Raw genomic sequence first — 14,470 nt, forward strand, 5'->3', positions numbered from 1 at the left:
CCTCTGATCGAGACACGTCGTGGTAGCCCATCGATTCGGGGAGCAGCACCTCATGTACGACGGGCCCGGCATCGGCGCGCCCTCCGCGGCGGGCGGACCCACCCTGCAGGACATGCGCGAGGCACGCGGGATCCCCGCCCCCCGCGGCAGCCGGTACGCGATACCCGCGGAGCCCCCGGCACCCCCACGCCCGCTGCCGCCGTCGGTGCGCTTCAAGGCGGTGGACGGACTCCGCGGCCTCGCCATCGCGTCCGTCCTGCTCTACCACACCAACTGGTTCCAGAACGGCCTGTTCGGCGTCGACGCCTTCTTCGTCCTCTCCGGCTTCCTGGTCACGCTGGTCCTGATCCGCGAGCTGGACCGCACCGACGGCATCGCCCTCGGCGTCTTCTACCGCCGCCGCGCCAAGCGGCTGCTGCCCGGCCTGCTGGTCACCGTCCTCCTGGTGGTCCTCCTCTCGGCGCTGCTCAGCCCGCTCAAGGACGTGAAGGAGCTGCGTCCGCAGGCGCTGGCCGCGCTGGCCCAGGTCGCCAACTGGGCGCAGCTGGAGCGCGGTGACGCCTACTGGCAGCACTTCGCCGGCATCGACCCGCTGGCCGCGATGTGGTCGCTCAGCATCACCGAGCAGTTCTACGTGGTCTGGCCGCTGCTCCTGCTGCTCATCTACGCCGCCTGCCGCCGCTCGCTCACCGCCGCCGGCATCGTGACCGGGGTGCTGTTCGCCGGCGCCGCCGCCGTCGCCCCGCTGATGTGGAACGGCTCCAACAGCGACCGGCTCTACCTGGGCACCGAGTCCCGCGCGGTGGGCTTCGCGGCCGGCGCCGCCGCCGCCTTCGTGGTCTACCTGCGGCTGCGCCGCAGGGTCCAGGACGGCGCCGACGCGGGGCCCCGCTCCCAGCGGCGCTCGCTGGCCCGCTCGGGCCCGGCGAGCACCGTGGTGCTCACCCTGCTCGGCACCCTCGCGCTGGGCGGGCTGGTCTGGGCCAGCCTGAGCGTGGACAACTACCACCAGCCCTGGCTCTACCAGGGCGGGCTGGCCGGCGTCGCGGTGCTCTCGGCCGTCCTCGCCGCCTCGCTCTGCCACGACCGCGGCCCGCTGGTCCGGCTGCTCTCACTGCCCCCGCTGCGGCTCACCGGCACCATCTCGTACAGCCTCTACCTGCTGCACCTGCCGGTCTACTGGCTGCTCCAGCGGTTCGTCGACGACATCTCGCCGGCGCTGCTGCTGGCCATCGGCGCGCCCGTCTCCTGGGTGCTGGCCTGGCTGCTGCACACCGGCACCGAGCGGCTGCGGGTGCTGCGCTGGCGGCCGTTCCCGACCATCCCGCTGCTGGCCGCCGCCGCGCTGACGGCCACCGCCGGCGCCTGGTACCTGCCCGCCTGGGTCGAGCACGACATGCGCTCCGGATCCACCGACAAGCCGCTGGTGCTCGCGCTCGGCGACTCCTTCTCCGAGGACCTGGCCACCGGACTGTACCGGCACGGCGACCGCTTCCGGGTGATCGACGGCGGGATCAGCGGCTGCGGCGTGTTCGGCTCCGAGAAGGTCCGCGGCACCTCCCGGGTGGAGTTCGACACCACCGACGAGTGCCGCGACCGCACCGCGCTCTGGGCGAAGCGCCTGGACGGCGTCCAGGCCCAGGCGGTCGTCCTGCACCTCGGCTGGGACGCCGCCGAACAGTACCTGGACGGTAGCTGGCTCAACCCCTGCGACGAGGACTACCGCACCCGGTACACCGCCCAGCTCACCCAGGCGATGGACCTGGTCCGGGAGCGCGCGCACGGCGCCCGGGTGCTGCTGATGAACGAGCGGGTGCAGAACGGCGCGATCAACAAGACCTGGGGCACCTGCTACAACCAGCAGGTCGGCGACTTCGTGAAGGCCTCCGGCGGCGCCGTCCAGCTGGTCGACCTGAACGCCTTCTACTGCCCCGACGGCAGCTGCCTCTGGAAGGACCGTGACGGCCACCTGGTCTCCCCCGCCACCGACGGCGTGCACCTCACGCCGGCCGGCATGCGGCTGGTGACGCCCTGGCTGGAGCGGCAGATCGCGGACGCCCTGGCCGGGGCCGGGCCCCGGGACGCCGCTCCGGCTCCCCAGGTCACCCCGACCGCCCCGGCGACGCCGACCGCCCCGGCCGCGCCCACCGAGCAGGCCACGCCGTCCGACCAGCCGTCCCCCGGCCACTCCGCCAGCCCGAGCCGCAAGCCCACCACCACGCCGCCCCGCAAGCCCACCACGAGCCCGAGCGGCCGGGCGGCGGCCACTCAGCCGGCCGCGACCTCCGGGACGGCGTAGGTCTGCGCGAAGCAGCTGCGGATCGCCTGCTCGGACGCCGGGCGCCCGGCGAAGTCCATCCGCGGGGTGTCCTGGTTGGTGGGCAGGGTCGGGTCGATGCCGAAGTAGAGCGACCAGAAGTAGACGCCGGCCAACTTCCGCTCCTGCGCCACCTGGCAGACCGCGGTGAACCAGGTGGCCTGCACGGCCTCGTTGAGCTCGCGCTTGGTGTAGAAGTCACCGGGCGTCTTGTACGCGCCCTTCTGCGCCGGGATGCCCACCTCGGTCAGCTTGGTGGTCGGCTGCGGGCCCTTGCCGCGCTTGTCCAGCCAGGTGTTCCAGCTGGCCGCCAGGTCGGCCGGCGAGGCGTCGTCCCCGGCCGACTTCGCCGGGAAGTAGGCGTCGACGCCGGTGCTCGCGGTGGGCACCTGGACGGCACCCTTGGACCAGTTGTCCCAGTTGGCGTCGTACACGACCTCGCCGTGGAAGGTCTTCTTCGCCTGCTCCACCAGCGGGGCCCAGTGCGGGTCGCCCTCCAGCGAGTTGAACTCGGTGCCGATGGTGAACTCGGTCGCGTCGTGCTCCTGGGCCGACTTCAGGTAGGGCGCCAGGAAGGCCGAGTAGCTGGCGAACCAGGCCTCCCGGTCGCCGGGGGCGATGTTGCCGCGCCAGCCGTTGTTGGCCGGCTTCAGCGACTCCTCGTCCAGGATCGGCCGGACGGTCGTGCGCAGGCCCGCGCGGTGCGCGGCGTCCAGCAGGATCGCCAGCCGGTCCGGGCTCGGCGTGGTCGGCCGGGCGGCGACCGCGTTGGACTTGCTGCCCACCGTGTAGAACGGGAACGACACCGAGAGCGCGTTGGCGTTCAGGCCGACCACGTACTTGACGATGCGGTCCGCCTTGCCCTGGACGAAGCTCTCCGGGTCGGCCGGGTCGTCCAGCCAGTACACCTGGACGCCCCACTCCGGGCTGCCCTTCGCCCACGGCTGGGCCACCTTGGGCCCGGTGTCCTCCGGCGGCGCGTCCTTGCCGAAGCCCCAGACCCGGCCCTGCTCGTTGGCGGTACCGGCCCAGTGCACCTCGGTCGGGCGCTTGTGGTCGAACTTGATCGGGTGGTCGCCCCAGATGATCGGCACGCCCACGGTGAGACCGAGCACGGCGGTCGGCAGGATGAAGATGACGAATCGTTTCATGGTTCAGCAGTCCCTGGTCGCCGGTCAGGCCGGCTTGGCGATGACGACGAACTTGTTCTCCTCGCGGCGCAGGAACTTGATCAGCCCCCGCATGCCGCCCCAGCCCTCCAACAGGGAGAACAGCGGGATGGCCGCGACCACCGCGATCGGTTCCCACCACTTGCGCCGGTGGTCGGCCGAGCCCACCACGTTCAGGCGCAGCCCCTCCCAGTACGTCCAGATCACGTAGGCGAAGTTGATCGACCAGATCAGCACCACCGACTGGGTCACCGGCGAGGTGTTCATCGTCCCGGTGAACCAGGCGATCATGAGCACCAGACCGACGTGCTGGAGCGGCCCGAGCACCCAGCTGACCATGCCCATCCCGATGAACAGCCGGAACCGCAGCGGGATGCTCTTGTTGAAGCAGAGCGCCACCAGGCCCCAGGCCCAGCGCTCGCGCTGCTTGAGGAAGTCCTTGAGGCCGGCCGGCGAGGCGCCGTAGCAGCGGCCGTTGAACCAGTCGCTGCGCCCGGGGTAGCGGACGCAGAAGTTGAGCGCCATCTGGGCGTCCTCGACGATGGTGTCGGGGCCGAAGTCCCAGCCGATGGTGGCCTCCACCGAGGAGCGCACCAGCAGCAGTTCGCCGTGCACGCCGGCGATCGGCGTCCCGGTGCCGGTCATCGCGCGGAAGCGGGCGATGTCGTCGGCCGGGCGGATCGCGTCGGCGAGCCAGGTGAAGGTGGAGACGGCGTTCTCCCGCGGGTACGTCAGGATGCCCTGCGCCATGTGCTTGGCGTCGTCCCCGGCCCGGCGCTGCCGGTTGACGAACTGCGCCACCGCGGCGGCGGTGTCGGGCCCGACCCCGGTGTCGTCGTCCATGTGCAGCACCCAGACGTCGTCCTCGGCCTCGCCCTCCTCGATCCGCAGCTCGTGCGAGTAGTGGTTGGCGCGGGCCTTGAACTTGGTGCCGTTGGGCGTCTGGTACGCCTTCGGGACGGTCACCACCCGGATCAGCGGGTTGCGGCCGGCCAGCTCGTCGATCTTCTCGCCGGCCGCGCAGCCCTCCTCGGTGAGGATGTCCACCCGCATCCACGGGAAGTAGGCCGGCAGGTGGTCGACGTACGACAGCACCGAGCGTTCCAGCGCCGGGTAGGTGTCGTGCCGGCCGATGGTCGGCACCAGCACGATCAGGTAGTCGTCGTCGGCCGGCGCCGCCGGGGTCATCCGGTCCGCCCTGCGCAGCCGGCGGCGGACCATCAGCACGCCCTGGAAGCCGATCAGCACGCCGAAGACCGGCATGCCCCACAGGATCGTGATCGCCCAGCCGAGCGGGGTCGGGTTGGGCACGTACGCCCAGAGCGAGAAGCAGAAGATGATCAGGAACGAGAGGTAGAACGGGACGATGCGCGGCTTCCACGACATCTGCCGGTCGGCGAGCCGAGCGGCCTCGCGGGACGTGGTGAGTACCGTCCGCGCGGGTGCTGGTGCTGTCATGGCGAAAGTCGTTCCTCGTCTGTTGCGTCTGTCCGTTCACCCCGCCGGCCCGGGCCGGCGGGTCCTGCGCGCTACCCCGGGTAGGGAGGCGTCCCCGGGGCCGGCGGTACCGGTCCGGGCGTCACCGGCGGTGCCGGCCAGGGCTGCTGGGGGTGTGACTGGGGCTGCGGGGGCTGCTGCGGCGCGGCGGCCGGCTGCGCGGCCCAGCCGGGCTGCGTCCGGGCGTGCGGGGCGGGCTGCGCCTGCTGGGGCTGCTGGGGCTGCTGGGGCTGCGGCCAGGCCTGCTGGGGCTGGGGCTGGGCCTGCTGGGGCTGGGCCTGCGGGTGGCCGGGCGGCTGGTCCTGCGGGAGCGTCTGCAGCAGCGACCAGTGCAGCTGACCGGGCTGCTGGGCCGGCAGGGGCTGGAACGGCGACGGCTGCGCGCCGGCCGCCCACGGGCCCGGTGCCGGCGCCCAGCGCGACCCGGACCGGCGCAGCGAGCCGATCAGCAGCACCGCCAGCGTCGCGGTGACGGCCACGCCGAGCCCGAAGGTCACCAGCTTCAGCCACCCCTCGGTGGTGCCGGTGAACCAGCGGCGCTGCGGCTCGTCCAGCAGTGCGCCGGTCAGGCTGCGCACCCGGTTGTAGCCCTCGACCAGCGCCACCCCGACCGCCACGCCGCGCGCCCAGTCCCGCCCGCGCAGCAGCAGGATGCCGGAAGCCAGGTACAGCACGCCGAAGTTGAGGCTGCCGGTCTCGGCGGCCACCGAGGAGCCGCCGTAGTAGAAGATCCCCTTGGCGAAGGTGGTGAAGCCGGCCTGCCAGAAGCAGTTGTAGACCGCCCACCCGAGCAGCACCGCCCCCCAGGCCACCGCGAGGCCGCCGGCCGGACGGTCAGGACGCACCTGTGTCATCTCCCGTACCCCCGCCCCTGCCGGGCGCACCCGGCTTCAACCCGTTCGATTCCGGGGCACAGGATGCCACACGCGCGAACGGACCCGGAATTCCGCAGGTTCAGGCGGTGCGGGAGTGTTGCCGATGTCACCGCGGAGCGCCGGCCCGGCTCAACGGACGTGCAGACCGCTCCAGTCGACGTCCGCGCCGAACGGGCCGGAGCCGCCGGTGAGCGCGAGGCCGTTGTCGTAGGTGGCCTTGACGTCGGCGTTGGAGTTGCGGGGCTGGTCCGGGGTCAGGTTGTCCGCCGTCAGCGACTGCCCCCAGACCGTCCAGATCGTCCACGGGGTCCGCCGCAGGGTGTCCGGCTGGCGGGAGTTCACCGGGACGGCGAAGGACTCGGCCAGGATCCGCGGCTTGTCGTAGCCGGCCAGGCCGTCGTAGTAGCGCTTGGTCCACACCTCGCCGGTGCCGATCGGGTGCGCCGGGCTGCCGCTGTAGTCGTCCACCCCGACCACGTCGACGTACTGCGCACCCGGGTAGTAGTCCCACGGGTCGACGCCCGGGGCGCCGTCCCAGGAGACCGGGGTCCAGGCGAACAGCAGGTTGTGCAGGCCCCTGGTCTCCACCAGGTAGTGGTAGGTGATCCGCCAGAGCGCCTGGTAGTCGGCGGGCTTGCGGCCCGACCACCAGAAGCCCCGGGCGCAGTCGGCCGCGTTCATCTCGTGGTACGGGCGCAGCAGCACCGGTACGTCGTGGGCCGCGAGGTACTCCAGGTGGTCCGCCAGGAAGGAGAGGTCCTTCAGCAGCGCGCGGTACTCGGGGGTGTTGCCGGCGGCGTCGACGACCCGGGCGAACCAGCCCGGGTCCTTCGCCCCGGGCGAGGCCGAGCAGAGCACCCGGTCGAAGGACTTGACGTCCGAACCCGGGTACGGCTGGTGGAAGGACATCCCGACCAGCCCGGCCGGCCCGCCGCCGTTGTCGGGCAGCTCGGTGGTGGTGCCGTCGCAGTTCTTCCGGGTGCCCGACGCCCCGTAGGTGCCGTCCTCCGGGCGCGGGTGGCCGGACCAGACGGCGGTCATCAGGTCGACGGCGTCATCGGTGTACTGCCAGCCGACCGCGCAGGCCGGCCACCGGCCCGCCGAGTAGGAGCGCGGGTTCCCGACCCCCCACCCGCTCTGGCCGTAGCCGGGACCGAGGTCGGTCTCGACGAAGCCGGGCAGCTTGCCGGTGATGTCGGCGGCCTTCTTGTAGTAGTAGCCGACCGGCTTGGTCCCGCGGTAGTCCCCGTACTCGGGGTTGTAGAGCTCGTTGTGCGCCTCGACGTGCTGGCCGATCACCGTCCCGCCGGAGCGGCCGGCGCGGGCCTCGCGCTCCAGGTCGGTGAGGAGCTGCTGGACGGCCCGCGCGTTCGGCGAGGCCTCGGGGTCGCGGGCCAGCAGCTCGCGGCCGACCTCCGGCGGCAGGGTGCGCCCGGCGCCGTTCAGCGTGAGCACGCTGCGGGCGGGCGCGTCGTCCCGGTGGTCGCCGTCGGCCCGGCCGTCCCGGCCGGCCAGCACCACCGCGCCGGCGGCGAGCACCGCACCGGCCGCGGCCAGCACGGCCGGCTTGGCGCGCAGCGCACGGGGCAGGGCCACGGACACTCCTCCGGATGCTCACCGGCACCGGCCTGCACCGTCACAACCGGAACACGTGTACGACTGACAGGCGGTGAGCCTGCCACATTCCCCGGCGTCCGGGCGAGCGGACGCGCCCCGGCCGTGGGCCGGGGCGCGTCTCCTGCCGGTCCGGCCGGGGCGTCAGCCCGCCGGGGTGGCGGCCGGTGCGCCGCCCGCCGCCTTGGTGCGCTGGAGCAACTGGCTCTTCACGTGCTCGTCGAAGCCCACGGCCGCCGCCGTGGCGGCGGCGTCCGCGGTGTTGCCGCCCTTGGCCGAGCCCTCGACGGTGAAGAAGCCGTACCGGCCCAGGGTGCCCTTGGTGTTGGTGCAGCCCGGAGTGGTGCAGAACGCCGGGGAGCCGGGGGCGGCGGCGCCCTTGAGGTGACCGACGTAGTTCTTCACCGCGGCCTCGGCCTGCTGCTTGTGGTCGAAGACCGCGACGCCGACCGTCACCGCGCTGTCGCCGGAGACGTAGGTGGCCCGGAGCACCTGGCGGCAGCCCTGGTCACCGAGGATCTTGCCGAGGCCGCCGACCGTGGAGTTGCCGTCCCAGCAGGGCGAGTCGAGCGAGACCACGGTGCGGTTCCAGGTGGCGCCGTTGACCGTCACGGTGAGCGCCGAGAAGAGCGCCGCCGCGTCCTGCGGCGCCGGGTCGGTGGTGGCCTCCCAGAGCGGCTTCGACGGGTCCTCGGGCGTGGCGCTCGCGGTGGCCGTCGGGGACGCCTTGCCGGAGGCCGTGGGCGCCGGCGGCGGCTGGGTGGCCGCCGTGCCGCTGGGCGTGGGCTCGGCGACCGGCTTCTCGCCGTCGCCCTTGTTCATGAACAGCAGGCCGCCGGCGACCAGGCCGCCGACCACCAGGAGGGCGACGGCCGCGCCGATGATCCGGGTCCGACCCTTGCGCTTGGCCTCCGCCTCGTTGCGGTCCGCGAGAGCGGCCCAGTCCGGCTCGGCGTGCTGCGCCGGGGGCTGGGGCTGCGGGGGCTGCGGCTGCTGCCACTGGTGCTGCGGCGGCTGAGGCTGCGGCTGGACGGGCTGCGGGTGCACCGGGGGCTGCGGCTGGACCGGCGGGTGCTGGTGGTGGACCGGCCGCGGCGCCGGCGGCTGGACGTGCGCCGGTGGCTGGGGCACGGGCGGCTGGGGCTGCGGCGGCTGAGGCTGCGGCACCGGCGGCTGGGGCACCGTGGGCACCGGCGGAACGGCCGGCTGCGGCGCCGGCACCGGCGGCCCGTACGAGGCCGGCGGCGGGCCGAACCCGCCCGGGGCCGGCGGCACCGGCTGCGGCGCGCCGGGGTACGGCGCGGGAGCCGGCGGCACCGGCGCGGGCGGGGGCACGACAGGGCCACCGACGGGCGGCGGGCCCTGCGGTGCCTGTCCGGGTGTGCCCGGCTGCTGCTGGTTCTGTGCGCCCCCCGGCCCGGCGGGAGGGGGCGGCTGCTGCCCCGGCGAGGCGGGCCGGTCGGCCCACTCCCCGGGCGTGCCCGTTCCGTCGCTCATGCGCCCACCTCACTGCGCTCGGCGGTCGCTCCGCGAATCCCGCTGATGTTGATGATTCGCTCGCTCCGCTCGCTCATGAGCCGAGATCGTAGGGCATGCCCCTGACGGAGGGTCCGCCCGGTGACCATTCCGTTTCCGAATCCGAACACCCGGCGGGCTCCCGGGCGCCCCGCGACGGCCGTCACAGCCCGCCGCCGACGCCCGCGAAAGCCCCGACACGGCCCCGGAACAGCCTCCCCGGACAGCCCGCCGCCGGCACCCGCGAAAGCCCCGACACGGCCCCGGAACAGCCCGGGAACGGCCCCTTGCCGGTGCCACCGGCCATCACGCCGACACGCGATGCCGCACAACATGTGGGGTCGCATCGAGCAGACACCACTAGATGTATGCTCGACCCTGCTGTCGACGCAGGGGAACCCGGTGCGAGTCCGGGACTGCCCCGCAGCGGTGTGCGGGCGGCTCCGACCAGAGCCCGCGAGTCCGAGTACCTGCCGACGGCGTGCTGCCTGGCCTCCCCGCAGAGGCCTTTCGCACCAGTAGTACTTCCGGGCCTCGCGGGCGGGCCGGGGATGCCACCGTCGCGCGACGCCGTCCGGCCGTCGCGCCGTGCTCCCCTGCCCCGAACGGCCCGGCCCCGAGCCACCGACGCCGATCGCCGCCAGGAGAGAGCGCCTTGACCACCGCTGCCTCAGTCACCCTGCCCGCCCAGGGTTCCAGCTCCGCCCCCGTCGACCCGACGGTGTCCGACCCCGGTGGCGCGCTGCTCCGGCTGCTGACCGACCGCAGCGCCGACCTCCCCCAGGTGGACCCCGGCCATGTCGCCGCCGCCGCGCTGCGCGGCCGCCACGCCGGCTCGGACTTCGCCGAGCTGCGCGGGCTGGCCGTGGACGCCGCAGCGTCGATGATCGCCGAGGACCCGCAGTACTCGAAGCTGGCCGCGCGCCTGCTGGCGCTGGAGATCGTCGACGAGGCGAACAGCCAGGGCTCGGTCACCTTCTCGGACTCGATCGCGGTCGGGCACGCCGAGGGCCTGATCGGCGACACCACCGCCGACTTCGTCGGCAAGCACGCCGTCGCCCTGAACGCGCTGATCGACCCCGAGGGCGACGACCGCTTCGAGTACTTCGGCCTGCGCACCGTGCAGTCCCGCTACCTGCTGCGCCACCCGATCACCCGCAAGGTCGTCGAGACCCCGCAGCAGTTCCTGCTCCGTGTCGCCTGCGGCCTGGCGGTCGGCGACAACGAGCAGTCGGTGCGCGAGGTCTCCGAGCTGTACGGCCTGATGAGCCGGCTGGAGTACCTGACCTCCTCGCCGACCCTCTTCAACTCCGGGACGAAGCACCCGCAGATGTCGAGCTGCTACCTGCTCGACTCGCCGCTGGACAACCTGGACTCGATCTACTCCCGGTACGCCCAGATCGCCCGCCTCTCCAAGCACGCCGGCGGCATCGGCCTGTCCTACTCGCGGATCCGCTCGCGCGGCAGCCTGATCCGGGGCACCAACGGCAAGTCCAACGGCATCGTCCCGTTCCTGCGCACCCTCGACTCCTCGGTCGCCGCGGTCAACCAGGGCGGCCGCCGCAAGGGCGCGGCCTGCGTCTACCTGGAGACCTGGCACGCGGACATCGAGGAGTTCCTGGAGCTGCGCGACAACACCGGTGAGGAGGCGCGCCGCACCCACAACCTGAACCTGGCGCACTGGATCCCGGACGAGTTCATGCGCCGGGTCAACGCCAACGCCGACTGGTCGCTGTTCTCCCCCGCCGACGTGCCCGAGCTGGTCGACCTCTGGGGCGCCGACTTCGACGAGGCGTACCTGAAGGCCGAGCAGGCCGGCAAGGCCGTCCGCACCATCCCCGCGCAGACCCTGTACGCCCGGATGATGCGCACCCTGGCGCAGACCGGCAACGGCTGGATGACCTTCAAGGACGCCTCCAACCGCGCCGCCAACCAGACCGCGCTGCCCGGCCGCACGGTGCACAGCTCCAACCTCTGCACCGAGATCCTGGAGGTCACGGACGACTCCGAGACCGCCGTCTGCAACCTCGGCTCGGTCAACCTCGGCGCTCACGTCGCCCCCGGTGCCACCGCCGCCGACCTGCTGAACGCGATGGACTGGGACCGCCTGGACGCCACCGTCCGCACCGCCGTCACCTTCCTCGACCGCGTGGTGGACATCAACTTCTACCCGACCCCCGAGGCCGGTGCCTCCAACTCCCGCTGGCGCCCGGTCGGCCTCGGCGTGATGGGCCTGCAGGACGTCTTCTTCCAGCTCCGCCTGGACTTCGACTCCGCCGAGGCGAAGACCCTCTCCACCCTCATCGCCGAGCGCATCATGCTCACCGCGTACGAGCGCTCCGCCGACCTGGCCGAGCAGTTGGGCCGCCACGAGGCCTACGGCGAGACCCGCGCCGCCCGCGGCGAGCTGCACATCGACCACTTCGGCTCGGCCGCCCCGCAGTGGGCCGGCCGCTGGGAGGCGCTGCGCGCCCGGATCGCCGGGACCGGTCTGCGCAACTCGCTGCTGCTCGCCATCGCTCCCACCGCCACGATCGCCTCGATCGCCGGTGTCTACGAGTGCATCGAGCCGCAGGTCTCCAACCTGTTCAAGCGCGAGACCCTCTCCGGCGAGTTCCTCCAGGTCAACCCGTACCTGGTGCGCGAGCTGAAGGAGCTCGGCGTCTGGGACCAGGTGACCCGGGACGCGCTGCGCGACGCCAACGGCTCCGTCCAGGACCTCAACTGGCTGCCCGCCGAGGTCCGTTCGCTCTACCGCACGGCCTGGGAGCTGCCCCAGCGCGCGCTGATCGACCTGGCCGCCGCCCGGATGCCGTACATCGACCAGAGCCAGTCGCTGAACCTCTTCATGGCCGCGCCCACCATCGGCAAGCTCAGCTCGATGTACGCGTACGCCTGGAAGGTCGGCCTGAAGACCACCTACTACCTGCGGTCGCGGCCGGCGACCCGGATCGCGCAGGCCGCCTCGGGCACCGCCCGCGCCGCCGCGCCGGTGTCGGTGGCGTCCCCGACCCTCAGCCCGGAGGAGGAGGCCGCGCTGGCCTGCTCCCTGGAGAACCCCGAGTCCTGCGAGGCCTGCCAGTGAGCACCACCCCCGACAATCAGCCCGGCCGCGAGAAGATGCTGCTCGACCCCGGCTTCGAGCTGACCCTGCGTCCGATGCGCTACCCGTCGTTCTACGACCGCTACCGCGACGCGATCAAGAACACCTGGACCGTCGAGGAGGTGGACCTGCACTCCGACGTCGCCGACCTCGCCAAGCTGAGCGACGGCGAGCGGCACATGATCGGCCGCCTGGTCGCCTTCTTCGCCACCGGTGACTCGATCGTCTCCAACAACGTGGTGCTGAGCCTCTACAAGCACATCAACTCCCCCGAGGCCCGGCTCTACCTGTCCCGGCAGCTGTTCGAGGAGGCCGTGCACGTCCAGTTCTACCTGACGCTGCTCGACACCTACCTGCCCGACCCCGAGGACCGCAACGCGGCCTTCGCCGCGGTGGAGAACATCCCCTCCATCCACCAGAAGGCCCAGTTCTGCTTCAAGTACATGAACGCGGTCGACCACATCGACTCGCTGCAGACCAAGGACGACCGCCGCGCGTTCCTCCTGAACCTGATCTGCTTCGCGGCCTGCGTCGAGGGCCTGTTCTTCTACGGCGCCTTCGCCTACGTGTACTGGTTCCGCAGCCGCGGCCTGCTGCACGGCCTGGCCACCGGCACCAACTGGGTGTTCCGGGACGAGTCCATGCACATGGACTTCGCGATGTCGGTCGTGGACACCGTCCGCGAGGAGGAGCCCGACCTCTTCGACGACAAGATGGCCCAGCAGGTCACCGAGATGCTGGAGGAGGCCGTCGAGGCCGAGCTCCAGTTCGCCCGTGACCTCTGCGGCGAGGGCCTGCCGGGCATGAACACCGAGTCGATGCGCGAGTACCTGCAGGCCGTGGCCGACCAGCGGCTCGCCCGTCTCGGCCTGCCGATCCGCTACGGCTCCAGCAACCCCTTCGGGTTCATGGAGCTGCAGAACGTCCAGGAGCTGACCAACTTCTTCGAGCGCCGGGTCTCCGCGTACCAGGTCGCCGTCGAGGGCTCGGTCTCCTTCGACGACGAGTTCTAGGCCTTTCCGCAGGCCGGGTTCGACACCCGCCGCCCCGTCCGGTGTCCGCACCGGGCGGGGCGGCGTCGTTCGGTCGTCCGAATGAACCCGCCCGACCGCACCGGAACGGCACGTGTACCGACGACCACGACCCCAGTACGTTCCGGCCACAGCCGAACGGAAAGGGGCCCGCCGTGACCACGGTTCTGGACTACCGGAGCGACGCCATCGTCCAGCTCATGAGCATGCCGGAGGAGGAGTGGACCGAGCAGGAGCTCAAGGACGCGCTGCAGCGCGCGATCATGCTGGAGCTCTCGACCATCCCGCCGTACGCCGGCGCGCTCTGGTCGATCACCAGCCAGGACGACGACGAGCCGGTCCGCCGCACCGTCCGCGAGATCGTCTTCGACGAGATGTCGCACTTCGGGCTGGTCTGCAACATGCTCACCACCATCGGCGGCCACGTGGTGCTCACCGACCCGGCCACCGTCCCCAAGTACCCGGGGCCGCTCCCCGGCGGGGTGAACCCGAAGCTCACCGTTCGCCTGGGCGGCCTCACCAGGGAGTCGGCGGCCCTGTTCGCCGCCATCGAGAAGCCCGAGAACCCGCTCGCCTACGCGGGCGACGGAACGTCGATCGGCGCCTTCTACCAGCGGATCGCCAACGTCTTCCCGACCTTCGCGCACCTGATCACCGGTCATCGGCAGGTGAAGTTCCCGCTCAGCGGTCACGGCACCGGCAACGACATCGTCGCGATGAAGACCATCGACGACGTCCTGAAGGCCATCGAGATCATCAAGTCCCAGGGCGAGGGCACCGACGTCTCCCCCGAGAACCCGTTCCCCGGCAGCGAGGGCGAACTCGCCCACTACTACGCCTTCAAGGAGATCGCCGAGGGCCGCCGGCTCGTCCTGAACCCCACGACGAAGTGCTGGGAGTTCACCGGCGACCCGGTACCGCTGCCCGACACCGCCCCCTCCGCGGCGGTCCCCGCGGGCGGCTGGGCCAACGACCCCGAGAACACGCCCGACGAGCCCACCGCCGCGCTCCTGCACACCTTCAACGAGGACTACACCGCGATGCTGCGGGCACTCGAAGCGGCCTGGGAGTCCGGCGCGAGCGTCGGGGCGGCCATCGGTCACATGAGCGCCATGCGGGAGACCGCCCGGCAGATCATGGACGTCCGACTGCCCGCCTCCCCCCGCTTCACCTACGGCCCGGAGTTCCTCTTCGTCACGACGTAGCCGAACGGGGCGGGGGGGGGGGGGCCCCCCGGGGGGCCCCCCCCCCCCCCCCCGGGGGGCCCCCCCCCCCCCCGCCCCCCCCCCCCGGGCCCCCGCCCCCCCCCCCCCAGGAGCGGGCGCGGCCCCAGGGGGCGGCGGGAGGGG

General features: G+C 72.6%; 9 protein-coding genes and 1 riboswitch. Of the genes, 4 read left to right on the forward strand and 5 right to left on the reverse strand.

Annotated features, from left to right (window positions below; all coding sequences use genetic code 11):
- The first annotated feature begins 52 nt into the window (after positions 1-52).
- Complete coding sequence (locus ACFVYI_RS17845) at positions 53-2,299, forward strand: acyltransferase family protein (protein WP_387886332.1); 2,247 nt, start codon at positions 53-55, stop codon at positions 2,297-2,299.
- Here ACFVYI_RS17845 and ACFVYI_RS17850 read toward each other — a convergent pair.
- The 5 genes from ACFVYI_RS17850 to ACFVYI_RS17870 all read right to left on the reverse strand — a co-directional run bounded on the left by ACFVYI_RS17850 (position 2,269) and on the right by ACFVYI_RS17870 (position 8,969).
- The gene (locus ACFVYI_RS17850; protein WP_387886333.1) at positions 2,269-3,468 is read right to left on the reverse strand and encodes a glycoside hydrolase family 113; all 1,200 of its coding nucleotides are present in this window, start codon (positions 3,466-3,468) and stop codon (positions 2,269-2,271) included. The two genes, ACFVYI_RS17845 and ACFVYI_RS17850, sit on opposite strands and share 31 nt — an antisense overlap.
- Positions 3,469-3,492: 24 nt before the next feature.
- The gene (locus ACFVYI_RS17855; protein ID WP_387886334.1) at positions 3,493-4,944 is read right to left on the reverse strand and encodes a glycosyltransferase family 2 protein; all 1,452 of its coding nucleotides are present in this window, start codon (positions 4,942-4,944) and stop codon (positions 3,493-3,495) included.
- 71 nt (positions 4,945-5,015) lie between these two features.
- Positions 5,016-5,828, reverse strand: coding sequence for a hypothetical protein (locus ACFVYI_RS17860; RefSeq protein ID WP_387886336.1), 813 nt, complete (start codon positions 5,826-5,828; stop codon positions 5,016-5,018).
- A gap of 159 nt (positions 5,829-5,987) precedes the next feature.
- Positions 5,988-7,454: a glycoside hydrolase family 26 protein gene (locus ACFVYI_RS17865; protein ID WP_387886338.1), complete on the reverse strand. Its 1,467-nt coding sequence runs from the start codon at positions 7,452-7,454 to the stop codon at positions 5,988-5,990.
- Positions 7,455-7,616: 162 nt separating this feature from the next.
- Positions 7,617-8,969, reverse strand: coding sequence for a hypothetical protein (locus tag ACFVYI_RS17870; RefSeq protein ID WP_387886340.1), 1,353 nt, complete (start codon positions 8,967-8,969; stop codon positions 7,617-7,619).
- Between the two features lie 369 nt (positions 8,970-9,338).
- A riboswitch (cobalamin riboswitch) is annotated at positions 9,339-9,480 on the forward strand.
- Positions 9,481-9,666: 186 nt separating this feature from the next.
- Between ACFVYI_RS17870 and ACFVYI_RS17875 the strand changes: the two genes are divergently transcribed.
- The 3 genes from ACFVYI_RS17875 to ACFVYI_RS17885 all read left to right on the forward strand — a co-directional run bounded on the left by ACFVYI_RS17875 (position 9,667) and on the right by ACFVYI_RS17885 (position 14,326).
- Positions 9,667-12,072 carry a ribonucleoside-diphosphate reductase subunit alpha gene (locus ACFVYI_RS17875; RefSeq protein ID WP_387886433.1) on the forward strand — a complete coding sequence of 802 codons (2,406 nt, stop codon included), beginning with the start codon at positions 9,667-9,669 and terminating at the stop codon, positions 12,070-12,072.
- 35 nt (positions 12,073-12,107) lie between these two features.
- On the forward strand, positions 12,108-13,103 hold the full coding sequence (locus ACFVYI_RS17880; protein WP_387886435.1) for a ribonucleotide-diphosphate reductase subunit beta: 996 nt from the start codon (positions 12,108-12,110) through the stop codon (positions 13,101-13,103).
- Between the two features lie 173 nt (positions 13,104-13,276).
- Entirely contained in the window at positions 13,277-14,326 is a 1,050-nt protein-coding gene (locus tag ACFVYI_RS17885; protein ID WP_387886342.1) for a ferritin-like protein, read from the forward strand.
- Positions 14,327-14,470 lie beyond the last annotated feature (144 nt).

Origin of the sequence: Kitasatospora sp. NPDC058218 (assembly GCF_042882445.1) — a bacterium.
GTDB lineage: Bacteria > Actinomycetota > Actinomycetes > Streptomycetales > Streptomycetaceae > Kitasatospora.